23 protein-coding genes are annotated in these 24,630 nt (G+C 58.4%); 12 read left to right on the top strand and 11 right to left on the bottom strand.

From position 1 onward, the window contains the following. On the top strand, positions 1-2,766 hold the full coding sequence (locus tag DWW12_RS07650; RefSeq protein WP_233544264.1) for an ABC transporter permease: 2,766 nt from the start codon (positions 1-3) through the stop codon (positions 2,764-2,766). Positions 2,767-3,281: 515 nt separating this feature from the next. Here the strand turns inward: DWW12_RS07650 and DWW12_RS07645 are convergent. The 3 genes from DWW12_RS07645 to DWW12_RS07635 form a co-directional block, all read right to left on the bottom strand. Further along, positions 3,282-4,202 (bottom strand): helix-turn-helix domain-containing protein, encoded by a 921-nt coding sequence (locus tag DWW12_RS07645; protein WP_117855636.1) that lies wholly within the window; start codon positions 4,200-4,202, stop codon positions 3,282-3,284. 392 nt (positions 4,203-4,594) lie between these two features. Continuing rightward, complete coding sequence (locus tag DWW12_RS07640) at positions 4,595-5,674, bottom strand: 6-phosphofructokinase (RefSeq protein ID WP_117855635.1); 1,080 nt, start codon at positions 5,672-5,674, stop codon at positions 4,595-4,597. 139 nt (positions 5,675-5,813) lie between these two features. Further along, the gene (locus DWW12_RS07635) at positions 5,814-6,899 is read right to left on the bottom strand and encodes a carcinine hydrolase/isopenicillin-N N-acyltransferase family protein (RefSeq protein ID WP_117648268.1); all 1,086 of its coding nucleotides are present in this window, start codon (positions 6,897-6,899) and stop codon (positions 5,814-5,816) included. A 161-nt stretch (positions 6,900-7,060) separates the two neighbouring features. On the opposite strand from DWW12_RS07635, the gene DWW12_RS07630 reads away from it, so the two are divergent. The 3 genes from DWW12_RS07630 to DWW12_RS07615 all read left to right on the top strand — a co-directional run bounded on the left by DWW12_RS07630 (position 7,061) and on the right by DWW12_RS07615 (position 9,525). Beyond that, the gene (locus tag DWW12_RS07630) at positions 7,061-8,446 is read left to right on the top strand and encodes a M18 family aminopeptidase (protein ID WP_233544262.1); all 1,386 of its coding nucleotides are present in this window, start codon (positions 7,061-7,063) and stop codon (positions 8,444-8,446) included. A gap of 214 nt (positions 8,447-8,660) precedes the next feature. Then, positions 8,661-9,041, top strand: a complete 381-nt coding sequence (locus tag DWW12_RS09865) for a translation repressor RelB (protein WP_158549108.1) — start codon at positions 8,661-8,663, stop codon at positions 9,039-9,041. Continuing rightward, a complete protein-coding gene (locus tag DWW12_RS07615; RefSeq protein WP_117648267.1) occupies positions 9,034-9,525 on the top strand; it encodes a PIN domain-containing protein in 492 nt (163 codons plus the stop codon). The genes DWW12_RS09865 and DWW12_RS07615 overlap by 8 nt, the downstream gene beginning before the upstream one ends. 179 nt (positions 9,526-9,704) lie before the next feature. On the opposite strand, the gene DWW12_RS07610 is transcribed toward DWW12_RS07615, so the two are convergent. The 3 genes from DWW12_RS07610 to DWW12_RS07600 all read right to left on the bottom strand — a co-directional run bounded on the left by DWW12_RS07610 (position 9,705) and on the right by DWW12_RS07600 (position 12,594). Continuing rightward, the gene (locus tag DWW12_RS07610; RefSeq protein ID WP_117778618.1) at positions 9,705-10,640 is read right to left on the bottom strand and encodes a D-2-hydroxyacid dehydrogenase; all 936 of its coding nucleotides are present in this window, start codon (positions 10,638-10,640) and stop codon (positions 9,705-9,707) included. 129 nt (positions 10,641-10,769) lie between these two features. Beyond that, the gene (gene map, locus DWW12_RS07605) at positions 10,770-11,657 is read right to left on the bottom strand and encodes a type I methionyl aminopeptidase (protein ID WP_117778617.1); all 888 of its coding nucleotides are present in this window, start codon (positions 11,655-11,657) and stop codon (positions 10,770-10,772) included. A gap of 160 nt (positions 11,658-11,817) precedes the next feature. Next, complete coding sequence (locus DWW12_RS07600) at positions 11,818-12,594, bottom strand: radical SAM protein (RefSeq protein WP_117855634.1); 777 nt, start codon at positions 12,592-12,594, stop codon at positions 11,818-11,820. A 225-nt stretch (positions 12,595-12,819) separates the two neighbouring features. Here DWW12_RS07600 and DWW12_RS07595 point away from each other — a divergent pair, with 225 nt between their 5' ends. The 8 genes from DWW12_RS07595 (at position 12,820) to DWW12_RS07560 (ending at position 19,747) form a co-directional block, all read left to right on the top strand. Further along, the gene (locus DWW12_RS07595) at positions 12,820-13,617 is read left to right on the top strand and encodes an alpha/beta fold hydrolase (protein WP_117563848.1); all 798 of its coding nucleotides are present in this window, start codon (positions 12,820-12,822) and stop codon (positions 13,615-13,617) included. 210 nt (positions 13,618-13,827) lie between these two features. Continuing rightward, the gene (locus tag DWW12_RS07590; RefSeq protein ID WP_117855633.1) at positions 13,828-15,708 is read left to right on the top strand and encodes a diguanylate cyclase; all 1,881 of its coding nucleotides are present in this window, start codon (positions 13,828-13,830) and stop codon (positions 15,706-15,708) included. Between the two features lie 24 nt (positions 15,709-15,732). Beyond that, complete coding sequence (locus DWW12_RS07585) at positions 15,733-16,089, top strand: Hpt domain-containing protein (protein ID WP_199407877.1); 357 nt, start codon at positions 15,733-15,735, stop codon at positions 16,087-16,089. Positions 16,090-16,340: 251 nt separating this feature from the next. Next, entirely contained in the window at positions 16,341-16,880 is a 540-nt protein-coding gene (locus DWW12_RS07580; protein WP_147345481.1) for a hypothetical protein, read from the top strand. Positions 16,881-16,888: 8 nt separating this feature from the next. Next, positions 16,889-17,218, top strand: a complete 330-nt coding sequence (locus DWW12_RS07575) for a helix-turn-helix transcriptional regulator (protein WP_089572320.1) — start codon at positions 16,889-16,891, stop codon at positions 17,216-17,218. Between the two features lie 144 nt (positions 17,219-17,362). After that, positions 17,363-18,124: an ABC transporter ATP-binding protein gene (locus tag DWW12_RS07570; RefSeq protein ID WP_117855632.1), complete on the top strand. Its 762-nt coding sequence runs from the start codon at positions 17,363-17,365 to the stop codon at positions 18,122-18,124. Next, positions 18,121-18,945, top strand: coding sequence for a hypothetical protein (locus tag DWW12_RS07565; protein ID WP_117584142.1), 825 nt, complete (start codon positions 18,121-18,123; stop codon positions 18,943-18,945). Before DWW12_RS07570 ends, DWW12_RS07565 begins: the two co-directional genes overlap by 4 nt. Then, complete coding sequence (locus DWW12_RS07560; protein WP_147345480.1) at positions 18,929-19,747, top strand: hypothetical protein; 819 nt, start codon at positions 18,929-18,931, stop codon at positions 19,745-19,747. The genes DWW12_RS07565 and DWW12_RS07560 overlap by 17 nt, the downstream gene beginning before the upstream one ends. A gap of 110 nt (positions 19,748-19,857) precedes the next feature. On the opposite strand, the gene DWW12_RS07555 is transcribed toward DWW12_RS07560, so the two are convergent. The 5 genes from DWW12_RS07555 to DWW12_RS07535 all read right to left on the bottom strand — a co-directional run bounded on the left by DWW12_RS07555 (position 19,858) and on the right by DWW12_RS07535 (position 24,179). Beyond that, on the bottom strand, positions 19,858-20,667 hold the full coding sequence (locus DWW12_RS07555) for a gamma-glutamyl-gamma-aminobutyrate hydrolase family protein (protein WP_117640232.1): 810 nt from the start codon (positions 20,665-20,667) through the stop codon (positions 19,858-19,860). 87 nt (positions 20,668-20,754) lie between these two features. Further along, complete coding sequence (locus DWW12_RS07550) at positions 20,755-21,519, bottom strand: amino acid ABC transporter ATP-binding protein (RefSeq protein WP_117855630.1); 765 nt, start codon at positions 21,517-21,519, stop codon at positions 20,755-20,757. 36 nt (positions 21,520-21,555) lie between these two features. Further along, positions 21,556-22,389, bottom strand: coding sequence for an amino acid ABC transporter permease (locus tag DWW12_RS07545; RefSeq protein WP_117629933.1), 834 nt, complete (start codon positions 22,387-22,389; stop codon positions 21,556-21,558). Next, a complete protein-coding gene (locus DWW12_RS07540) occupies positions 22,386-23,045 on the bottom strand; it encodes an amino acid ABC transporter permease (protein WP_117855629.1) in 660 nt (219 codons plus the stop codon). Before DWW12_RS07540 ends, DWW12_RS07545 begins: the two co-directional genes overlap by 4 nt. A gap of 138 nt (positions 23,046-23,183) precedes the next feature. Next, entirely contained in the window at positions 23,184-24,179 is a 996-nt protein-coding gene (locus tag DWW12_RS07535; protein ID WP_117855628.1) for a glutamate ABC transporter substrate-binding protein, read from the bottom strand. Positions 24,180-24,630 lie beyond the last annotated feature (451 nt).

Here is a 24,630-nt window from a genome sequence, read left to right as displayed (position 1 = left end):
ATGAATCAGGACCGCCAAAACAGTCAACGCCGCGACGCGCAGAACACGGAGCGCGAGCAGGATTTTACGACCTACCGTACCGCCCAAAGCTCAAACGATATGGTGCCGACGGTTTTTCGCCGTGGCATCTACCGCACGATTCGCGGCAGCCTCAAACGCTTCTTGTCTATCGTTGTGATCACCGCGCTTGGCGTGAGCGTGATGTGCGGCCTTAAGGCGGGCTGCGAGGACCTGTGTGATTCGGTCGACGCCTATTTTGACCAGCAGAATGTCTATGACATCAACGTGCAGTCGACCTATGGTCTGACCGATGACGATCTTGCCGCGATCCAAGAGGTCGATGGCGTCGAGACGGCCGAGGGCATCTATACCGAGACCGCCTATACCGCCGTGGGTACGACGCGCGAGCGTGTCGTCGTACAGAGCCTCTCCAAAGAGAATATTGACCAACCGGTGCTAGTACGCGGCGAGCTGCCCGAGACTTCGGGCGAAGTGGCAGTGACCTCACGTTTTTTGAAGGCTTCGGGCAAGAAAATCGGCGATACGGTGAGTTTTGCCGCCAACGATGCGAGCTCGTCGAACCAAAGCGCCAAGGACCAGTTTGCCGATGGGGACTACACCATTACGGCTGAGGTCCTCGATCCCACTGATGTGAGCTCCGACTCGACAGTCAACGCCTTTCGCGCTGCTTCGACTGCGGACTACAAGTTCTACGTGAGCGAGGATGCCGCGACATCTTCTTCCTACTCCGCTGTCCACGTGGTCGTCGAGGGAGCCAAGAGCCTCAACTCCTATTCGGATGCCTACTCGGCAAAGATCAATGAGGTCAAGGGCAATATCGAGAAGATCCGCGAGGGGCGTGAGAAGGCGCGCGCTCAGGAGCTGACGGTCGACACACCGGCGAGCTTGGACGCGGCTGAGCGTCAGGCGAATATGGTCTTTGGGATCGAGCAGGACAACATCAATCGCATGGCCGAGGGCAGCGACGAGCGTGCGCAGGCGCAAGCCGACCTGGACCAGCGCCGCGCCGCCGCCGACCAGCAGTTTGCCGATGCCCGCGCCGAGCTCTCTGACCTGGGCGAATGCACCTGGTACATCCAGGACCGCGATAACATCGCAAGCTACTCGAGCGTGGAGAGCGATAGCTCGTCAATTGAGGCCATTGCCACGGTGTTCCCGTTCATCTTCTTTATCGTCGCCGTGCTTATCAGTCTCACCACCGCCACCCGCATGGTCGAGGAGGAGCGCACGCTTATTGGCCTGTACAAGGCACTCGGCTATTCACGCGGGCGTATCCTGTCCAAATATGTGGACTACTCGCTGTGGGCGTGTCTGATCGGTGGCGTGCTCGGCAATATCATCGGATTTGTGGGTCTGCCGCTGTTCTTGTTTACGGTGTTCGACGACATGTACTCGCTGCCCCAGATGTTGCTTTCGTACGACATCGTGTCATCACTCGTGTCGGTAGCGCTGTTTGCCGTGGGCGTGGTGGGCGCCACGATTATCGCCTGCCGCCACGAGATGGCCGAGACCCCAGCCTCGCTCATGCGCCCCAAGGCCCCGCGCGCCGGCTCGCGCATTCTGCTCGAGCGCATCGGCTTTATCTGGCACCGCATGAGCTTTTTGAACAAGGTCGCTGCACGCAACTTATTCCGCTACAAAAAGCGCGCCTTTATGACCATCTTTGGCATTGCGGGCTGCACGGCGCTTGTGATTTGCGGTATGGGCATCCGTGATACGTCGGTCGCGTTGTCGCCCAAGCAGTACGGGCATATCACGCGCTATGACCTGCTGGCGGTTGCCAATCCCGATGATTTTTCGCAGACGTGCGCGGCACTGGATGAGCGCAGTGCAGCCAATGATTCCAACGTGACTGTGACTTCGACGCTGCCGATTATGACCGACAACGTCACCTTTACGTTTGGCGGTAAGAGCGAGACTGTGCAGCTGATCGTGGTGCCCGATGACCGCACGGGTGACTTGGGCGATTACGTGCGCCTGGAGGATGAGCCCAAAGAACCGCTCGCCCTGCGTGACGGGGATGTGTATTTGAGCAAGAGCTCTCAGCTGGTGCTGGGGATCAAGCCGGGTGACACGGCTCACGTCCAGGATTCGTCGCTCAATGTTGCCAAGGTCAAAGTCAGCGACATTTCGCTCAACTATCTGGGCAACACGCTTTACATGACGCAGGGTACCTATGAGCGCGCGTTCGGTCGAAGCGCGCGCCTCAACGGCATCCTTGCGCTGCTCAAGGGCTCGTCGGCCGATCAGATTGCGTTTAGCAAGAAGCTTAAGAGTGACGGTTGGCTCACAATTTCGAGTACGGCCGAGCATTGGGAAAACTATGAGGCGAACTTTACGATTATCAATTCGGTCGTGGTGCTCGTGACCTTTATGGCGGCGTGCCTGTCGTTTGTGGTGGTGTTTACGCTGTCTAATACGAATATTTCGGAGCGCGAACGCGAGCTGGCGACCATCAAGGTGCTGGGCTTCCGCCGTGGCGAGGTGCACCACTACGTCAACAAGGAGACGTTGATCCTCACGGCGATCGGCGCTGCGCTGGGCGTGCCGCTGGGCGGCTTGCTGGCCGAGAGTTTTACGTACATTTTGCAGATGCCGTCGCTGTATTTTGATGTCGAGGTCGAGCCGCTGAGCTACGTGCTATCCGTGCTTCTGGCCTTTGGCTTTACGTTTATCGTCAACCTCGCCACCAACCGTACCCTCAACAAGATCGACATGGTCGGCGCCCTCAAGAGCGCCGAGTAACCTGCCAAAAAGGGACAGGTTTATTTTGGCAGGTTTTATCTGGGCAAACGCCGGACAACCATTATGTGGCCCGGCGTTTGCCCCGTCAAACGGGCTTTTCCATTTGCCTTTCATTCTATTTGGTTTTCGCTCGCAGGCGTGGATGAGAGGCTCTCTTTAGCCTTCGAGATTGGGCTTGTATGGGTCGTATGCCACAAAATGGGCCTATCTACTACGTTTGCTACCACACCCTCGACCGTGACAAAGATTATGAAATTAAAACCGCAGGTAGAGGGCTTGCCAGTTTTCGGAAAAGGCGGGTATGGTCGGCCCTCTCGAGTTAAACGTAGTAAATAGGCCCTTTTCTTGGCGCGCGGTCAGCTCAATGCTAATCTCCGTGCCGGAACTGACCCAGTTGTTTGTAAGTTGCGGTGATATACGGACTGTTTGGCGCTTTGGAGCTTCAAAACAGTCCCTATCTCACCGCAACTTAGGAGAAGGGCGGGGGCGGTTGGGTGCTGGTGGGTCGGAGCGTGTTAGGCCTGTTTGCGGTGCTTCCATTGTTTGCGGCACCAGCGCATGAGCGCCTTTATGACGGGAATCGTGATGAGGATGATCCATGCAGGATGGGGCTGTCCCAAACAGAGCCACATGTAGAGGAACCAAGCGATGGCGGCTGCCGGGTAGATGGCCTCGATCAGCTTAGACAGGTGGCGCCGATCGATGAAGTCACCAATCGCGTAGTAGACGGGAACCAGAAAGACGAGGAAAAGCCCCATGCCCCATGTGCCGTAGACAATGCCGAGCACCAGATAGGCGAGAGTGACAAGTGCGGGGAAGGGGAATTTGTTCCATGCACGTCCGACCTTGGTGTGGAAATGCTTGCCATGATGGTCGAGCTTGTCGTGTGCTTCCTTCCAGCTGGAAAACGTCTCGCCGTCGATGGTGACGGTGCCGTCGTCATTGGTGCGTACGCTATGTCCATCGTCCTCAAGCGTATCGATATGCACGCCGTCCGGCCCCACATGCACCTCTTCGCCCTTGCGCTCGTTGGTCACATGGATGCCGCTCCAACCAACATGGACTTCCTCGCCTTTATTGGGATCAATGACGTGGATACCGCGCGCGAGGGAAATATCGACAAGTGGTTTGTCGCCGCAATCGGCGTGCTCGGCAGAATCCTCGGCCTCGTCAGCCACATCCGCCGTCTCGGTGTCGGCGCTACCGTCCTCCAGGTCGTCGGCATCGTTGGCCGCCTCCCCATATAACAGCTCGTCCAACGACACGTCATACAGCGCGGCGAGCGCAATGAGGTTATCGGTATCGGGTGAGGACTCGCTGCGCTCCCATTTACTAACAGCCTGGCGGCTTACGCCCAGCTGGGCAGCAAGCGCCTCCTGAGAAAGGCCGGCAGCTTTACGGCGATCGACGAGGCGCTGCGCCATCGCAAGATCCATGGTGGTTCCTTTCGTTTGATGGTCGAATCGAATGAGCCGAGTATGCCGAGAACAACCGGTAGCGACCACCATTTCTAGTTAGAATCTGCCCCAACCCTACCGCAACTACCGGTAGCAACCCCTAGCGACCAGCCATTTTAGGACAAATGTCAGTGCTACTCTCAGCTAAGAGCCTGCAACATCCCAAAATCTCAGCCCAGGCACCCGCAGCGAGAAGGCGAATAGCCTCGGCCTCCCTAGTTACCGCAGGAGGCCCCAGGGCTTTCCTCCCAAATCTTTCCGCAGGACGGAAGGACCCCGCCGCGCGAAGCGCGCAGCGGGGTCCTGACATGTCCGAGGACGATTTGGGAGGAAAGCCCTGGGGCCTCCGATGAGAGCAGTTCCAGCCGAGGCTATTCGTCGCCGAAGCTGATGCCCAACGCCTTGGCCTCGCGCACCAGGTCGCTCTGGGGGTCGACAAACTTGAGCTTGCCGGCGACCTCCTCGAGCGGCATGTGGCACATCTTGCCGTCATGCAGGGCAATCATGTAGCCAAACTCGCCGCGCAGGCAGCCGAGCGCTGCCTCGACGCCGCACTGGGTCGCAAAGATGCGGTCCTGGGCGTCGGGCTGGCCGCCGCGCTGTGTGTGGCCGGGGATGGCGACGCGGGTCTCGCGACCGGTCTTGGCCTCGATCTCCTTGGCGATGTCGTAGACAATCGACGGGCTCGTTCGCTCGGCGAGCTTCTTCTTGTACTCCTTCTTGGACAGTGCCGCGTCCTCCTTGGAGATAGCGCCCTCGGCGACGGCCACGATGGTAAAGCGGCTGCCGGTCTCCATGCGATGCTCGATGGTCTTGATGACGTTGTCCATGTCGTAGGGGATCTCGGGAATCAGGATGACGTCCGCGCCGCCCGCGACGCCGGCATACAGCGGAATCCAGCCGACCTTGTGGCCCATAATCTCGATGACAAACACGCGGCCGTGGCTCGAGGCGGTAGTGTGGATGTCGTCGATGCACTTGGTGGCGACGTCGATGGCGCTCGTAAAGCCAAACGTCAACTCGGTGCCCCAGGTGTCGTTATCGATGGTCTTGGGCAGGGCGATAACGTTGAGGCCCTCTTCGCGCAGGCGGTTGGCGGTCTTGGTGGAGCCGTTGCCGCCCAGCATAAACAGGCAGTCGAGCTGCAGCTTATGATAGGTGTGGACCATTGCGGGCACCTTCTCGACGCCGTCGGCCTCGGGAATGTCCAGGCGCTTGAACGGCGTGCGGCTCGTGCCCAGGATGGTGCCGCCGCGGGTGAGGATGCCGCTAAAATCGGCGGGCGTCATGACGCGGAACCTGCTGTAGATAAGGCCCTGGTAGCCGTCCTCAAAACCATAGATCTCGATAGGCTCTTCGCTATTGGTCATAAGCGTTTTGACAATGCCGCGCATGGTGGCGTTGAGCGCCTGGCAGTCGCCGCCACTGGTAAGAAGACCGATCCTGAGCATTATGAATCCTTCCGGGCAAGTTATAACATGCGCATAAGTTTACCCCCGCACACTGTTGATACGGGGGTAAAACGTGTTAGCTCAAGCGTATGGAAATGTAAGCAACGTCAGGGAACGTAAGGTCGACGGGCCTGGCTCCTTACAGTGCGAAGGCATCGACGTTGCCCCAGTGGCGGCGCAGCGTGATGGCGGCAGCGGGCTCGGTATTGTCGAAGACGACCGACCATTGCGTATTGCTGGTGATGTCTTCCGGATTGGGCTCTTGCGCTGCGGCTCGCAGGGCTTCCCAGGCAATCGTTTCGTCTTGGGCACCGACATGGGCGTCGAGGACATCGGCGATGGCGATGGCGCGTTCCTTGCCATGGCCCAGCTCGCCGTTCTTTTGGTTGGGGAGCACTTCGTCGCCATAGCAGGCGTAGAAGTTCGTAACCTGGCGTACAGGAGTCGCTTTGAAAGCGCGGTCCGGATCGCGCGGGTCCCACTCTACTACGCGCGCGTCACCGGCGGCGTCGTTGATAAAGAAGTGGTAATCGCGTCCTGCCATGGCGTGCATGTCGTAGGCGGAAAGCAGGTCGACAGCTTCTTGCGTGGTGGCGGCACGGTCGAGCACCAGACGGATGGCGAGCGAGGTATTGATGACGGGGCGTTGCGTGTCCTGGTCACAGGGCTTGGAATCCAGGGTGAGTACGGCAACGGACACGCCGCATTCGTTAACACCGTCGAGCTGGGCAAACGGGCCCATGAGTGCGGCGACGCGTCCGGCGACGGAGTCAAGCGGAGTGTTATCGCCCAGGTTATTGAGGGCCGCAAAGCCGATGGAGGCATAGCCGTCACGCGGGTGATTGCGCACCAGCAGCGCCGAGGTGTCGTCCTTAAAGTCGTAATTGCGACCGGTGCGCACGCGGCCTTCGGCATCTACGGCGACAAAAGCGCTGCAGGCAAACTGGGGTGCCTGGACATGTGTCGGCACACCGGGCAGCACCTGCGCCACCACGGCATCGATGTAGGCCTGGTCGTCGCGCACGCCAGCAGCGATGATGCGATCAAGATCGTAGTCGTAGGCGATGTCGATTGCGTACAGGTCATAGCCATCCGCATAGTCGGTCAAGCGTTTGAGCGACGCGGCGGACTTGATTTGCTTGTGATAAACGATACCGGTGACAGCGGCAAGGCCGACGGCGGCTCCCGCGACACCGTAGGCGATGGCAATGTTACGTGGCTTCATGACGACTCCTCTCGTCCTGTTGGCGTAATTGTCGCAAAAGGAGTGCGGGCATGATGACTCAACTTGGTGAGCGGCGCGGAATTAAGCACGGAATGAAGAGTGCGGCGCTGGCGCGGCGGGGTATGCTGGAAGGGACCATCAACCCAGCGAAAGGGGAGAGCATGACGGATCAGGAAACGCCCGAGCGCACGCACGTGACGGCCGACGATATCGAGGCCGCCAACGACCTTATCGACTTTATCGAGGCATGCCCCAGCATGTTCCATACGGCGGCGACCATTATGGCCGAGCTCGACGAGGCAGGCTTTACCTATCTGCCCGAGAACGCGGCATGGGATATCGAACCGGGCGGTCGTTACTACACGCAGCGCAATACTTCGAGCGTTATCGCCTTTAAGGTGGGCGAGGACTTGGCTGCGACGTGGGGCGAGGACGGCGTTGCCGGTGACTATCATTTTCAGCTCACGGCGTCGCACAGCGATTCGCCGACGTTTAAGGTCAAGGCCGTGCCCGAGCTCGATGGCGCAGGCGAGACGTTGCGCCTGAACACCGAGGCTTACGGCGGCATGATCGACTACACCTGGTTCGATCGCCCGCTGGCGCTCGCGGGCCGCGTGCTGGTGCGCGAGGGTGACCGCATTGAGAGCCGCCTGCTTGCCACCGAGCGCGAAGTCGCCATCATCCCGAGCCTTGCCATCCACATGAACCGCGGCGTTAACGAGGGCTTTGCTCCCAACCGAGCCGTCGACCTGTGCCCGCTCATCAGCGCCGGCGAGCTTAAGCAGGGTGACTTCGATGCCCTGATCGCCGAAGAGCTGGACGTTAAGCCCGAGCAGATTCTGGGCCGCGATCTGTTCCTGGTCAATCGTCAGGATGCGCGCATTTGGGGCTGGGCCGACGAGTTTATCTCGACGCCCAAGCTCGACGACCTGGCCTGCGCCTACACCTCGCTGCAGGCATTTTTGGGTGCCGAGAATGCGCACGACGTTTCGGTCTTCTGCTGCTTCGATAACGAGGAGGTTGGCTCCGAGACCAAGCAGGGCGCCATGTCGACGTTCTTGGCCGACGCGCTGCGCCGCATCAACGGGTCGCTGGGCTTCGATGGCGAGTCGTACCACCGCGCACTTGCCGCTTCGATGCTCGTGAGCTGCGACAACGCGCATGCCGTGCACCCCAACCACGCCGAGAAGTGCGATGCCCGCAACCGGGTTGTGCTTAACGGCGGCATCGTCATCAAGGAAGCCGCCAACCAGCACTACTGCACCGATGCTTTTAGCCGCGCGGTGTTCCAGGCTATCTGCGATGACGCCGACGTGCCCACGCAGGCCTTCGCCAACAAGAGCGATATGGCCGGCGGCTCCACGCTCGGCAATCTGTCCAATATGCAGGCGAGCATGCATGCCGTGGACGTGGGCCTGCCGCAGCTGGCCATGCACTCGAGCTACGAGACCGGCGGCGTGCGCGACGTGATGTACGCCATCCGCGCCCTTACCGCCTTCTACGAGCGTGACCTGACCATCAACGGAGCCGAAAGCGTGGAGCTCTAAAACCTGCCAAAAAGGGATGTTAATTTCGGCAGGTTTTATCTGGGCGAATGCAAAAGGTGAAACCGAACTGGATTGGTGATGCGTAGCCGCCGAGGTGCAGTGTGCCTCGGCGGCTTTTTGTGTACAGAGTACGGCTGATGCTTGTAAATGCTATACATGCTTTACGTATCTACCATAGAGTTTTATGATAGTTTTGAAGTATTAAGGAGGGGTCATGACCACAACAGCCGCTCAGATCAACGTACGTCTCGATGCCGATCTTAAAAGGAGTGGGGACGCCGCTCTCTCCAAGGCCGGTATGACGCCGAGCCAAGCGGTGCGAGCGCTCTGGCAGCTTGCAGCGTCGCTGGCCGATCGCCCCGGTGCGCTCGAGGATATCCTGCTGCCCAGTCGTGCCCGGGCGGAACAGCGCGAGCGCGAAAAGGCTGTCAAACGTAAGCTCGAGCTTATGGATCAGGGGTCGAAGCTGTTCGCTGCCGCTTGCTGTGAATCGGGAATCGATATGGTCAAGGCTCAGCCATCGGACGACGAAGAGCTCAAACGGAATGCCTATGCGGATCGCTATGGCGAGGAGATGAGCTGGCTCTATGAGTGAGACTCCAAAGCGCATCTTGGTTGACACCAACGTGTGGCTCGATTACTTCATTCCCTCACGACGTGGTCGTTCGGTGGCGATTGAGTTTTTACGCGATGCATGCACGGCGCAGGTTGATTTGCTGTATGCGGCGACATCGTCCAAAGACCTGTTTTATTTGATTTCAAGCGAACATAAGGCATGGTATCGGCGCGAGCATGGTTCGCTTTCCCAAGATGCCGCTGCGGCAGCGACATCGCTTGCATGGGATTGTCTTAGCGTGCTGTCGCAGCTTGCCACGCCAGTGCCCTGTGACCTGAGCGACATCTGGATGTCGAGCAGGCAGCGTGAGCTCCATAGCGATTACGAAGACGATTTAATCATTGCGGCAGCGATACGCGCTCAAGCAGATCTACTGGTCACCAACGATGTCAAACTCTGTTCACACGCACCCGTCGCAGCAATGAGTGTAGAAGACGCAAAAAATTATTTAGCAACGCTCTAGCAATTTGAAGACCCTGCAGGTTGAGCAAACGTCAGCGAGAGCCCGCCAGAGTGAGCAAGGTGACGTGAAAGAGGAGGGCATAGGCCTTTTGGCCATGCCCGACGATTGAACGTCAGATTGCCGCTCTGGCGGGCTCGCAGCGTCGAGGGGTTCCGGCGTTTGGCAAAACGCCGGAACAATTAGTGTTCGATCCAGCAGCGCAGGGTCTCGCCGGCCTGCAGGTGACGCAGATTCTCCGCGGCGATGTCGACCACGTTGTTGAGCGTGGCGGCCAAGTGGAACCAGCCGGAGATGTGCGGCGTGATGAGCATGTTGGGCGCATCCCACAACGGGCTTGTCTCGGGCAGCGGCTCGGGGTCGGTGACGTCGACCGCGGCGCCGGCGAGATGTCCTGATTCCAGGGCGGCAACTAGGTCGTCGGCAACCACAAGATCGCCGCGGCCGCCGTTGGCAAAGAAGGCGCCCGGCTTCATCGCGGCGAAGAACTCGGCGTTCGCCAGGCCGCGGGTCTCGGGTGTGCTGGGCATAAAGGATGCGACGACGTCTGCCTCGGCCAGGCGCTCGGGCAGGGCATCCATGCCGTCCATGTCCTCAAACACAATGGGGTAGACGAGCGGATGACGCTTGATGCCGCGGACGTGTGCGCCCATGCTGCGGCAGAGCGTGGCAAAGTGGCCGCCGATATCGCCCGCGCCCAGCACCAGCACGTTGGCATTTTTGAGCGAGGTAACCGGCCCCAAATCCTCCCAGCGATGCTCGCGCTGCAAGTCGTGATAGCCGGGCAGGCGCTTCATCATGGAAAGGGTCATGGCAAACATGTGCTCGCTTACGGCCTGGCCATAGGCACCCACCGAGCAAGACAGTTTGGCGTCGGCCGGCACGGTGCCGGCGGCAAGGTAGTCGTCATAGCCGGCGGTCTGCAATTGCAACAGCTGGAGATGCTCGCATGCCGTGAGCATGTCAGGGTCGATGTTGCCCAAGATCACGTCCGCACCGGCGACCTGCTCGCGCGTGGCGGCGTCGGAGCTCGTGTAGATAAAGTCCTCGCCCGGAGCGCTCGACTCAAGAATTGCGCGATGGCGGTCGTTGACGGGCAGCAAAACCAGGATGTTCACAAGCAGTCCTCTCCGCTCGACCTGCCAAAAGGGGGCAGGTTAATTTTGGCGGGTTTTATCAGGCAAAATGTTCAAATAAAACGCCGGATGCAAGACGGGCGTGCCCGTCAGCATCCGGCGCATCCACGGCTACCAGCTCAGCAGCTCGTAGCCGTCCTCGGTCACCACGAGCTGCACCTCGCACTGGGCCGAATCGCTGCCGTCCTTGGTGCGCACGCACCAGCCGTCGCCCTTGCTAATCTTGATATCGGGCGCTCCGGCGTTGACCATGGGCTCGATGGTAAAGACCATGCCTGGCACCATGATGGTGTCTACGTCGGGCGCCTCGGTGGTAAAGCCCACAAACGGGTCCTCGTGGAACTCCTTACCGATGCCGTGTCCGCCGTACTCACGCACCACGCTAAAGCCGGCGTCCTCGACGGTCTTTTGCACAGCCTCGGCCATAACGGAGAGCGGTAGCCATGGCTTGACGGCTGCCAGACCCGCCTCCACGCTGGCACGGGTGACGTCGACCAGGCGCTGGCGCTCGGCCGAGACCTCGCCGATGCAGAACATGCGGCTCGAATCACTAAAGTAACCGTCCAAGATCGTGGAGCAGTCTACGTTGATGATGTCGCCCTCGTGTAGCACATCCGCATCGCAGGGGATACCGTGGCAGACGACGTCGTTGATCGAGGTGCACACGCTCTTGGGATAGCCCTCGTAGTTAAGGTCGGCCGGCGTGCCACCGTGCTCGACGGTGTAGTCGTAGATCATCTGGTCGATCTGGTTGGTGGTCATGCCTGCGGCGATGCGCTCGCCTATGTAGTCGAGCACGCCCACGTTGATGGCGGCGGAGCGCTTGATGCCCTCGATGTCGGCGGGCGTTTTGTAGAGCGCGCGGGGCAGAACCTCCCAGCCCTCCTCCCACAGGCGCTCGAGGCGCTCGTCAAAGGCGCTATGACATTTCTTATATTTTTTGCCGCTGCCGCACCAGCAAGCGTCGTTGCGGCCGGGCACGGGTCCGTTGTCATACATGGCTAACTTCCTTTCATTCGCAGCTAGTATAGCCCACCCACGCGTCCATAAAAGTTGCGGTGATATAGTTCCGATTTAAGCGGTTTAACAGCACAAATAGGAACTATATCACCGCAACTGATGGAGCGGGATGGCTGACACTAGCTGCTGCGTGGTTTTGCTAGTAGCTCACCTGGCAGGGGATGCCGAGGGCTTGGACGCACGCGGCGATGGCGTCGAGCACCTCGGGCGCTGCTTTGGCAAGGCCGGCGACCGGCGTCTCGCGTGCCACCGTGTAGATGGTCGTTTCCTGCGGACGAATGCGCTCGAGCGCCGCGAGCCAGGGGGCAACGTACTCCTCGCCGGTGTTATCGAGAGACTTGCTCCGGTACTCACCGCTCAAAAACATCGTCTGGATAATGACGTGACCGTCAAAGCTTGCGAACGTCTCGATCTGGTGCTCGACGTCATAGGGGCCAACGGGCTGGTCGAGCAGCTGGATAAACGCCGGGTCGACGGTATCGAGCTTAAGAATGTTGTCGTCGACCATCATGAGCGCGTCGTGCACCTCGGGGCGGTCGGCGCGCGTGCCGTTGGAGAGCACGGCGATCTTGGAGTTTGGGGCAAGCTCGTCGCGCAGCGCGACGGCGCCGGCAATGGCCTGCGGAAACTCCGGTGCGGCGGTGGGCTCGCCGTTGCCTGCGAAGGTGATCACATCGGGGAGCTCGCCCTCGGCTGCCATCTCGCGCAGCTTTGCCTCGAGTGCATCGAGCACCACGGCAGCCGTGTTATACGGCTCGTGGCAGGGGCGCTCGGCGTTGAGGCCGTTTTCGCAGTAAATGCAGTCGAACGTGCAGATTTTGCCGCTGGCCGGCATCATGTTGACGCCGAGCGAGAGACCAAGGCGACGGCTGCGAACGGGTCCAAAGATGGGGCTGGCATTCAAAAATGTAGACATAGGCATATGCTCCTCAAGACTATTGCGCCTAAGCATAGCATCGGCTCCAAAGCGAGGTGCGGGCTCTTGCTTTACAAGTTTCGTTTTTTCACGTCGCTCATGATGCCGTGCCATGAAAAGCCTCGGGTCGGGTACAGTTAATCTGTTAACAAGTCGTAAGGCAATGCGGGACCATTCAGCCGTACTGACGTGCAATTGGATGGGCATTGATGATGGGGGCACAACATGGATTTTACGGTCGAGAATGCGGGCACCACGATTGCCTGTCGCGAATATGCCGGCCCGGATGTGTCGCCTGATACTCCTGCCTTGGTGTGCGTGCACGGCGCTTGTGTTGACGGCACATTTTTCGACGGCATCGCTTGTGAGCTCAGCCGCAACTACCGCGTAATTGCCTACGACCGCCGCGGCTGTGGTGGCAGCAGCGAAGCGGCAGACGGCAGCTATGATCTTGCCGCTCAGGCCGCCGACCTGCAGGCCGTGATCGAACACGTTGGCGCTCCGACAAATGTGCTTGCGCACAGCGCCGGTACGTTGGTGGCGCTGGAGCTTCTTCGCACTGAACCCCATCTCGTCGCCCGTGCGATTCTGCATGAGCCGGCTGTGTCGGCCGAAGGCGTCGGCATGGGCGCAGCTCCGGTTTTGCTCGATATGATTGCGGCTGGAAAGGTTTCAAGGGCGCTCCGGCTTTTCTTGGGAGCCCTCGGCGACTTGGACCCCGAGGCTCCTGGAACGACCGAGGCAGAAGCCAAGCATGCCCTGCGCAACGGCCGCAGTTTCATGGCAAACGAATACGGGATTACTATGACCTGCGTTCCCGATTGGGATAGCGTTCGCGCGTCGAAAACGGTGGCCGCCGTGCTCCTAGGCGAGCTCTCGATTGGCACGCCCCGCGAGGCTGGCACGCGAGCGGCTGCCGAATATCTCGATTGCCCTCTCGTGACGATCCCGGGCGCGCATAACGGTCTGCGCGATCGCCCGGCAGCGGCTGCCCGGGCTGTCCGTGGCATCCTGGGGCTCTAGCATCCGCAATAGCCAAAGCAGGCTTCATCCGCAAACGTTTCGGCCGTATTAACAAACGTGCTCAAAACCTCGCGTCTGCGGCTTCAATCGCGCCGTCTGCCAACTCATAAGAATGTGGCAGCATTCACGTACTTACCTGCATCGACAAGGTGTTACCCTTGTAACATTTGGAACCCACCGCTCCATGCGAAACTATCGAAAGGGCCCCATATGCTCAATACTCACGAGGTCAATCTAACCGACGAGGAGGCTGCCGTCGAGGTCGCCCGCGTCGCGAAGACCTACCCCGTGGTGCGTTTACTGTCGGCCGATCAGATTAAGAGTGAGCCTAACTGCTTGCTCGCCGGCGATCGCTGCCCTTGTCTGCGTCAGTCGAGTCTTGAGGCTTTGGCAGACTCCGATGAGGTGTCGGAGCAACTGCTCAATGATGGCACTGAGTACCGCGCCCGTCTACGCCCTCTGAAGGTCGAGGGCGAGCCTCACGTCTTGCTGATGGTGCGTCCGATTGATGAGCAAGAGGCCGCGGAAGAGGACCTTGTCTACACCGACGTGCTGACGAGCGTGCGCAATCGCCGATATTACGAGGAAAAGCTTCGCAGCGCCCGCATGAATGCCGGCGTTGCGATGATCGACGTTGATGATTTTAGGGCCTTCAACGATACGTGTGGCCGTCATGCCGGCGACCTTGCGCTCGGTGCTGTGGCGACAGCCATACGCAGCGGAATCCGTTCGACTGACGAGCTTGTGCGCTATGGCTGCGACAAGTTTGTGGTTGTCATGCCCAATATTCCCTCCGATGACTTCACCCGTCGCCTGCATCAGGTGTCCGATGCCGTTCGTTCCACGATTATTCCGGGCCATGAGTACGTGAGCTTGACGGCATGTGTTGATGGCGTTCGCATTCATGGCGAGACGGTCGATGAGGGCGTTGGCCGCGCTGCTCAGTTACTGAGCCGCGCTAAGGCAAAAGCCGGTACGGTCGTGACCGATGCCGATTCCATCGAGGCCTTCCAAAGCGAAAAGCCTTTGGTGCTTATCGCCGATGACTCCGAGATGAACCGAGCCATTCTCAGCGAGATGCTCAAGGACGAGCATTGCATCCTCGAGGCCGATAACGGTCGTGCGGCGCTCGACATGGTCGACCGCTATGGCGATGAGTTGTCGCTCGTGCTGCTGGACATTGTGATGCCGGGCATAAGCGGCTTTGAGGTGCTGGCCGATCTGTCGCGCCGATCGGGTATCGATAATCTGCCTGTCATCATGATTTCGAGCGAAGATTCCGATGATGCGGTTCTGCGCGCGTACGAGCTGGGCGCCTCAGACTATATCAACCGCCCGTTTGACTCCCGTGTCGTGCGCCGCCGCGTAAGCAACACCATCCGCCTGTACGCCAAACAGCGCCGCCTGACGAACCTGCTGTCCCAACAGTACAACGAGCGCGTCAAGAACAGTCGCATGCTCATCGACATCATGGCCGGCGTCATGGAGCTTCGCAACGGCGAGAGCGGTAGGCACGTTACGAACATCGAAAAGCTGACCGAGCTGCTGCTTGGCTATCTGGTCCAGCGTAGCGGCACGATCTCCCTCGACAATGAGGAACGCTCCACGATCGCCCTGGCTTCGGCGCTGCACGATATCGGCAAGATGTCGATTGACGATGCGATCCTCAACAAGCCCGGGCGCCTCACGCCCGAGGAATTCGAGATTATGAAGACGCATACCACGATTGGCGCCAACATGCTGCTCGAGCTGGGCAGCCATCACGCCGGCAATGCGCTTATGGAATATGCGTACCAGATTGCGCGTTGGCATCACGAGCGCTGGGACGGCAAGGGTTATCCCGATGGCCTTAAGGGCGACGAAATTCCCATCGCCGCGCAGGTGGTTTCGGTGGCTGACGTGTACGATGCACTGACGAGCGTGCGCGTGTACAAGGACGCTATCCCGCACGAGGAGGCGATCCAGATGATCCTGGACGGTAAGTGCGGCACCTTTAACCCGCTGCTGCTCGATTGCCTGCTCGAGGTGCAAGACCAAATTGCCGAGACGTTGGCACGCCCCGCCGACGTCGTCGCGTTTCCCACGATTTAGTTTGACCAAAGGAGTTTTTAATCCATGATTTCCATGCGTGAGGCGTATGAGAAGATCGGCGCTAATTATGACGACGCGTGCGCTCGGCTGATGGGCGGGGAAATGCTTGCCCGCTTTGCCCTCAAGTTTTTGGATGACGAGAGCATGGGCAAGCTGGAGGCCGCCATGGCGGCAGGAGACGCCGAAGGTGCGTTTATGGCAGCGCACACGCTCAAGGGCGTGAGCCAGAACCTGGGATTCGATAATCTGTACGAGCCGGCGGTTGTGGTGACCGAAGCGCTGCGCGGCGCCGATGCCGTTGACGGCGCTCGCGAGGGAATGCATGCGCTGCAGCAGCAATATGCGGCAACGATGTCGGCCTTGCGCGAGGCGGCCGAGTAAGAGCTCGCGAGCTTTGATGACTATGAGAGTTGATAATCTCCCGTTTTAGGCCCGGTGGCGGCCTCAAAGTGGGAGATTGTCCACTCTCGTTCGATACATGTCCAAAAATCCACTCTCACCCCTTCTGATTAGTGAATGGCCCATGCGCACTGGCGGGGCTTTCCGCATGCAATCCATATCGTTGTTCGATAAACTGTTCGAATAACGATAGAGTCGATGAGGGTGAGTGTATGTCCAACAGCGTTCAGCGTATGGCCAAGGCGGGCGAAAATATCAGGAAGCTTGGTTTTTGCATGGCAGCCGTTTTTGCAGGGATGCTCGTCGCTTTTGCCGCGTTGGTTGTTTACGTGATCTGGTATGCGGTTGCAAACGTTGTTTCTGTCGATTCTTTCGGTGTCGTGACGCTTCTCGATGGCGGGAGCATCGTTATCCCAAGCGGGCTGTGCCTGGCACTCGTCGTGGGTGTTTCGCTTGTCGTTTTGTGCGGAATCAGCCATAACATCTCTCGGGGCGTCTCGCCCTTTACCAAGGCGCATGTGCGGCTTATCCGTGTTCTCGCGCTTGCCTTTGCTGTTAACGCCGCGGTTTCGCTTGTTGGTGCCTATGGATCGGTCAATCTCACCATTGGCGGACTGGAGCTTTACATTGTGCCTCATTCCTTCGTTATTGAGATTTGCCAAGGCGCTACCTTTGATGCGGGGTCGTTTATCGGCGCAGTTGTCTGTTTGTTTATCTCGGCGATCTGGAGTTATGCCTCGCTGCTCCAAGAGCAGTCTGACGAGCTTGTGTAGGAGGAAACATGAGCTATCTCATCATCGAGCTTGAGACGCAGCTGCTTAAGACCGGAAAGACCAGTGCTGATCTGATTCGAGCGACGGGGCATACTCCGGCTAATATTTCAAAGCTTAGAAACGGAAAGATAAAAGCAATTCGCCTAAAGACGCTCCTCGATATCTGTGATGAGCTTGATTGTCAACCGGGAGATATTATTCAGCGCGTGAGTGAGAAAGAGCTTGAGGAGCTTATTGTTGAGCGTGCAAAAAACGTTGTGAGGCAGATGCGGGACGGCGGAGGCAACGAGGCGTCGCTTCCGACATCAGTCTTTGCTGTCGATTTGAGCGACGAGTAGCTTAAGGCGAACAACTAAAACGAAATATCAGCGTGAAGGGACCCGTGTCTAACACGGGTTCTTTCTTTTAGATTATCTTGACAAATATGAGTTATCGAAAAACAATAACAACTATGGAAAACGATAAAGTAAAGAAGGAACGATATGAGCGGTTTTGCTATCAAGCGGAACGGGAGGCCAATGAACGTATCAACGATAAGGCTATCAAGGGTGTCAAAGCGCTATGGGAGGCGCCGCGTTTTGCATGACGTTTCCTTCGAGGTACATCAGTCTGAGCTCTGCGCCCTTGTTGGTGCAAACGGGGCGGGCAAAAGCACGCTTATTAAAATCGTATTGGGCCTCTGTGAGCCATCGTCGGGGAGCGTGGAGCTCTTTGGAGGCAAGTCGAAAAAAGAGCTGAGCCTGATGCGGACGCGTGTCGGCTATGTGCCAGATTCCTGCGGAGCATACCAATCCCTCAGTGCGGTTGAGAATCTTCAAATCCGATGTGTGGAATGGGGGCTCGATGAGAAGCGTGAGATTCCTCGCGTTTTGAGCCTAGTCGGGCTGGATGCCGATGAGAAAAAGAGCGTGAGCAGTTTTTCTCTGGGAATGAAACGGCGATTGGATATAGCTACGGCTTTGTTGGGCGACACCGACTTGCTGATTTTCGATGAGCCGGCAAATGGATTGGATCCGTTGGGCATTGAGAGCATATGGACCCTTATCGGCCGATTGAATCGAGAGCAGGGTAAGACCATGCTCATCTCTAGTCATGATTTGGATGAGCTGGCATCGGTTGCAACAAGCTGCCTGTTTATTCATGACGGCGAACTGCTGAAAAAGGAATCGATGGACGTCATAAGGGATGAGGCGTCGTCCCTAAAAGAGTATTACAGGTGCTTGATGAAGGCGGTCTCGCTATGAAGCGGGCGATCCATCCCATAAAGGCAGATATGATGCGTTTGCACAGGATATTTCCGGCGAAGTTTGGTCTTGCGCTTATGCTGGCGTTCGGCCTTCTCTTCGGCATCTTTCTGAAAAACGGAACAACGTTGCTCGCCTTTGGCTATGGCGTTTGTGGGGAGGATATTGGTTTCCTCTGGAATGCAATCGATCCTTCTGCGCCTGATGAGTCCCTTGCGCGCAGCGCTTTTGCCGGTACATCCCTGTTCGTTCCACTCATCGTTTGTTTGGTGCTTTTACAGGAGCATGGCTATAAAGAGGGGCACCGAATTTCTTCGGCAAGAGGTCTCAACCGCTTTTATGGGGCTCTAGCCCATGCATTTTCGTCTGCTTTAATAATTGGCGCAGCGTATAGCGCGCTTTGCCTTCTTCTTTTTGCAATAGCCATAATACGTGGAGGGCATAACTACTCGCACAACATACTAACTGTATTTTTGCCTGCAATGATAGTCAACGCCGTATTGGTGATATCGGTTGCGCTGGAGACGGTGACCATCTATCGGATAACGGGCAGCGCTGTATTGAGCGGGGCCGTGGTGATAGTTGGATTTGTCATGAGCTTGACGCTCTACGGAGCTTTCCTTCAGGCACCTATACCATCCTTGCGATGGATCTTCTTCCTTCCGGGGCCGTACCTTGGAGTCGGATGTGCCCTTGGGTATAGCGATATGGGGCAGCTGACGCTTCTGGGATATGGCGTGGCAGCCAGCTGTCTATCGGTATTGATTTACGCTCTCTTGAGCTTTCGCGCTGGGGGTGTGCTCAATGGCTCGTCAGATTAAAAGACTTCTCCAGTCAGAATTGAAGCATGTGAGCAAATGGGCGTACGCCTTAATCCTGGTAATTTATGCGTACATGGTGATATTGCAGCTTACTTCTTTCCCGATGTGGTTCTGTAGCCTCCGTGAGAACAGTTTCTTGGGTTTTTTCCCAGACCCGACGCTTCGGCTATCGGCGGAGGATGTCCTTCTATTTGGCAATGCAGAGGTTTTTCGCGGTCTGCTGTTCAACGTAGCCCCGTTGGCCCATGCATTGTTCTTTCCGTTCATCGCGGCTTGCATTGTGCCGCGCTTTGTCAGTTCGGGCTTTGTCGAGGAACCGTGGGGGTTGTCGGAGGCTCGGGGAGGGAAGCGTGTGTGCGCTATCGTTGCGCGAGTGGTGCTATCTTCTTTTGCCCTTTTGGGTGCGTTTGTCCTGTCGAGTGTCGTTTTGTACTGTCTTAACTGTGCAATCGTTTCGGATGCTCAGCAGTATTTCAACCTGCATGTATTTTGCTATCGACTTGTTCTTGCTGCCGCTGCCTGCCTTGCATACGTGGTTTCTTGCGTAATCGTTGTTTCCTATTTTGGGTCCGGCTTCGGTCCGATTGGCATGCTGTTGCTTGTCAACGTCGTAGCGATCTACATACAGATCGGGGCCAATTCCATGCTTCCGCTTCCAGCCTCGATGCTCATGTGGATTTGCGGCGTGACCCCGTTGGGGAATGGTCAATGCATCTCGATTTTAATTGACTGCCTCATAAACGTAGCAAGCGTTTTTATCATTTGCTTTACTGTCGACCGATTGCGGTCGAGATTTCTCTGATTGTTTGTGAGGGATAATCATACCGAGCATATCAAATACAGGGGGGCGGGCACCGTAGCTGGTGTCCGCCCCCCCCGGCTTAGGAGGCTTTAACCTGAGTGGTTCGCGAGCTAGCGGGCCTGCTTTACCTTTGCCGCCGCCTCGACAAACGACTTCCACAGGTTAAAGTCGGTTTCGAGCGTCTTCCACGTGTACTCGGGATGCCATTGCACGCCTAGACAGAATGGTTGGCCTTCGACCTCGATGCACTCGGGAACACCGTCGGTTGCCTTGGCGACCAAACGCGTGCTCTTACCCAGACGGTCGACGCAGCAGTGATGTGCCGAGTTGGTCTGGATCAGCCTGTGCCCGCCAAGCGCGCGCTCCAGCAGCGAGCCCGGCACGACCTCGACGGGATGTACGGGGTCGTTGAGCACGTGGGTATGGCGCCACTGCGTGCGGCCCTCGCGAGCGCCCAGGCTCGGCACGTCCATGCACAGGGTGCCGCCAGTGGCGACATTGAGCAACTGCGTGCCGCGGCAGGTGGTAAAGAGCGGCTTTTTGGCGCGGAGTACCTCGCCGACCAGCTTAAATTCAAAGCTATCGCGGATCTCACAGCACAGCGTGGGGTCGTAGGGTCGATCATCGCCCCAACGTTTGGGATTGACATCGGGGCCGCCGGGAATGGCGATGCCGTCGGCGATATCGACGTAATGGCGGATGACCTCAATGTCCTCGGTGATGGACATCTGCAGCGGCAGACCGCCTGCAGCAAGGATGGCATCGACAAAGACGCTGGCGATCTCCTCGTTGGGGGAGAGCGTCTCGCTTAAAAACGGCTTTGCCTCTTCCCAACGCGGCGCGACGAGGATGAGTGGGCGGTCGGCGGGATCGACGTCGACGTGCGGGGTGTATGACGATGAAGTGCGAGTTCCGATCATAGGTGTTGCTTTCGAATCTAAAGGTGACAGGGCGCATGAGAGACGTAGGACAACACTTTCAATGGATTTGTCCCACGGGGTGGCTGGCTAGTGGCCCTTAATGGAGTTGAGGAAGTCCTGGGCGCGCTTGGTCTGGGGGTGGTCGAAGAACCCGTCGGGCGTGCCGGTTTCCACGATCTGGCCATCGGCCATAAACACGACACGGTCGGCCACGCGGCGGGCAAAGTTCATCTCGTGCGTAATGACGATCATCGTCATGCCCTGCTGCGCCAAGCGCACCATGACCTCGAGCACCTCGTTAATCATCTCGGGGTCAAGGGCACTCGTGGGCTCATCGAAGAGCATGGCCTTGGGCTGCATGGCAAGAGAACGGGCGATGGCCACGCGCTGCTGCTGGCCGCCCGAGAGCTGTGCGGGCACCTTATCGGCCTGCTCGGCAACGCCTACGCGGCTCAGCAGGTCCATGGCGCGCTCGCGGGCCTCCTCCTTGGAGACGCCCAGCACGTCGACCGGTCCCAGCATGACGTTCTGCAGCACCGTCATATGTGCGAATAGGTTGAACTGCTGAAACACCATGCCCAGCTCGGCGCGCATGCGGGCAAGATCCTTGCCTTCCTGCGGCAGGGGCTCGCCCTCGATGAGAATCTCGCCCGAGTCGACGGTCTCCAAGCGGTTGATGGTGCGGCACATGGTCGACTTGCCCGAGCCCGAGGGGCCAATCACAACGACGACTTCGCCGCGGTCGACCGAGAGATTGATGTCGTTGAGGACGTGCAGATCGCCGTAGTGCTTATCGACGTGCCTGAGCTCGATCAACGGCTGATTGCCGGTGGATGAGGTGCTCTGTGCCATGGTGCTCGGCTCCTTATGACTCGAAATGGTAAAGCGTTAGCGGATGATGGTCGCGCCGGTCTTGTGCGAAACGTAGACAGCGGCCTTGTTGATCGCGACGTTGATGAGGATGTAGATGACCGCGATCACCAGATAGACTGATACGAGCGCGTCGTAGTTGGTGATGAGCACGCGGGCATTTTGCATGAGGTCGGGGTAGCTCACCACGTAGGCGACGGTGGTGTCTTTGACTACGACCACGAGCTGCGAAATCAACGACGGAATGATAAACCGAATCGCCTGGGGCAATACGATTTTAAAGGTGATTTTGGCCTTGGAGAGACCGAGCGCCTGGGCTGCCTCGACCTGACCACGCGGCACGGCGTTGACGCCGGCGCGGAAGATCTCGGCAAGTACGCCGGCTGCAGCGAGCGCGACAGGAAGCGTGAGCATCCAAAACGACGGCAGTGAAATCTTGTACTGAGGCAGCACCAAAAAGAAGAAGTAGATGAACAGCAGGCTCGGCACGCCACGGAAGAAATCGGTGAGCACGCGGCAGACCAGCTGCAGCGGCTTGATGTCGCTGGTACGGCCGAGCATGAGGGCTAAGCCCAGTACCAGCGCGATGGCGCCGGCGGTGAGCGCGACCTTTACCGTGCCCTCAAAACCGGCAAGCAGGAACTTCCAGGTGGTGAGGTGCGTAAAGAAGTACCAGTAATGGACCGAAAGCTGGCCGGTCACATAAAAGCGCTGCAGTACCAGAGCGATGAGCGCGGCCACGGCAACAAGTGAGATGGCGGTGCCGACGCGAATCTTGGCGCGCATCTTGGGGCCGGGAGCCTCGTAGAGCGCATCGCGCATGGTGAGCGCGGAGGTGGAGTGCTTGCTCATCGGAGGATCCTCACCTTCTTATCGATGTAGTTGCCAATGTGGCTCACCGCAAAGGCCGTGCCCAGGTAGCCGAGCGCCGAGATAAAGAACGCGGCGACGCCGCCGAGCGAGCGCGTGTTGATGTAGCTCACCACGCCGGTGAGCTCCTGCGGGTTAAGCGGTACCTGACTGCCGAGCGCGGTGGTGAGCATGACGGCGATAAAGAGGTTGGTCATGGGCAGCACGCTCGAGCGCAGCGCCTGCGGAATCACGATCTTGGCGAGGATACGGCTGAAGCTCATGCCCAGCGAGCGGGCGGCTTCCACCTGACCGACACCGACGGTGTTGATGCCGCTCATAAAGTTCTCGGAGCCAAAGGCAGAACCCAAGAGCACTGTGGCGACGATGACGCAGGTGCGGTAGGGCAGGACGACCTTGAGCGACGGCAGCGCATAGACGACGATGATGAGTAGCGCGATGCCGGGGATGTTACGGAAGACCTGGACATACAGGTCGCCAAAGACGCGCAGCGGCTTGAGCGGCGACACGCGCATCACGGTGACAGCGACAGCCAGTACCATGGCGATGGCAAACGACTCGAGCGTCATACCCCAGGTTGCTAGCAACGCGTCGATATAGTTCTGGCCATAGAGCGACCAGAGCTCGGAGAGACTCATGCGGACCTCCCGCCGGTAAGGAAAGGGGCTCCCGTGTGTACGGAAGCCCCGACAACTCAGTGAGGAAACAGTTTAGCGCAATAAAGCGCATCGCGCGTTTCCATATGGTTTCGTAGCGGCCGTTACTAGGTTCGCTGCCTAGGCGCCGATCTCGGGCAGCTCGGGAACATTGGTGTCGCCCGTACGGTCGCCGATGCAGATCTGCCACAGCTCGGTCCAGGTGCCGTCGTCCTCGATCTTCTTAAGGAAGTCGTTGACAAAGGCGACGCCGTCGGAATCGGGCGGCAGGCCGATGCCGTAGGGCTCTTTGCTGCCGAAGGGCTTGCCGGCGATCTTGTACTTACCGGGTTCGCGGACCAGGGCGCTCTGCTGCATGTTGTTATCGATGACGTAGGCGTCAACGCGGCCCTGCTGGAGTGCCTGGCGGGCCTCCTCGTCGGTCTTGAACTCCTGCTGGCTGGCCTTGGGAGCGAACTCCTCCAAGATGGCGGGGCCGTTGGAGCCGGACTGGACGGCGACGTTCTTGTCGGCCAGGTCGTCGACGCTCTTGATGTCGTCGTTGTCGGCGAGCACCAGGATAGCCTGCTGGGTGTAGTAGTAGGGACCGGCAAAGGAGACGAGCTTCTTGCGCTCGTCAGTGATGGTGTAGGTGGCAAAGACGGCGTCGACCTGGCCGTTCTGCAGGACGGACTCACGCGTGTCCGAGGTCACCTGGGTGATCTCGACCTTGTTCTCGCCCAGAATGTAGTTGGACAGGAGCTGTGCGATACCGGCGTCGAAGCCGCGGGTCTGACCGTCCTTCTCGTTGAGGAGGGAGAAGAGCGTGGAGGTCTGAACGCCTCCGATCTTAAAGACACCGGCGTCCTTGACGGCCGTGGCCCAGGTGCTGGCGGCGATGGCGTCGTCATCGGCCTTGGGGCCGTTGTCGACGAGCTTGTCGAATGCCTTGGCGTCGAGCGTGGTGGAAGCCTCGGTATCCTCGGAGCTCTTGGAGGAGCCGGCGGCGGAACCCTTGTCGGCCTCGGCGCTGGTGTCGGAGCAGCCGGCAAGACCAAGGCCGGCGACGGTTGCGAAGGTGGCGGCAACGAAGCCGCGGCGGTCGAGAACGACCTGCTGGGAGAGGTTCTTGCTCATGGTAGAACACCTTTCTCAATAAAATCCCTAGCGGTTGAGTAGAGTTATACCCTATCGCGCTCAAATGGGTCAACACGAAATAACTCAGAAACATACTTACCTTATGGGTTATTCAACCTACCAAAAAGGGACAGGCACCTTTGTGGTGGTTCTGGCCGATGCAGCGGCATGCCTTGCTGTTTTGTCTCGATCTGTAACATCTGCAGCCATTTTTGCCGAGTAACTGTTACAGATCGAGATCATCTCCTTAGGGGGATTCGAATGTCTCGATCTGTAACAGTTAGGCGGACAAAAGCTCCCTTTCTGTTACAGATTGAGACAAAGGTCAGGGGCAAAGACGGTTTGTCTAGATCTGTAACAGTTAGACGGGAATTCGGGCCATAGATGTTACAGATTGAGATAATGGCTTATAGGACAAAATGTGTGTCTACTTTAGGGGCGTCGGCGCAGG

The organism is Collinsella sp. AF14-35 (assembly GCF_003464565.1).
GTDB lineage: Bacteria > Actinomycetota > Coriobacteriia > Coriobacteriales > Coriobacteriaceae > Collinsella.
Note: the sequence above shows the minus strand (reverse complement) of the source record. Positions and strands in the feature narration are given on the sequence as shown.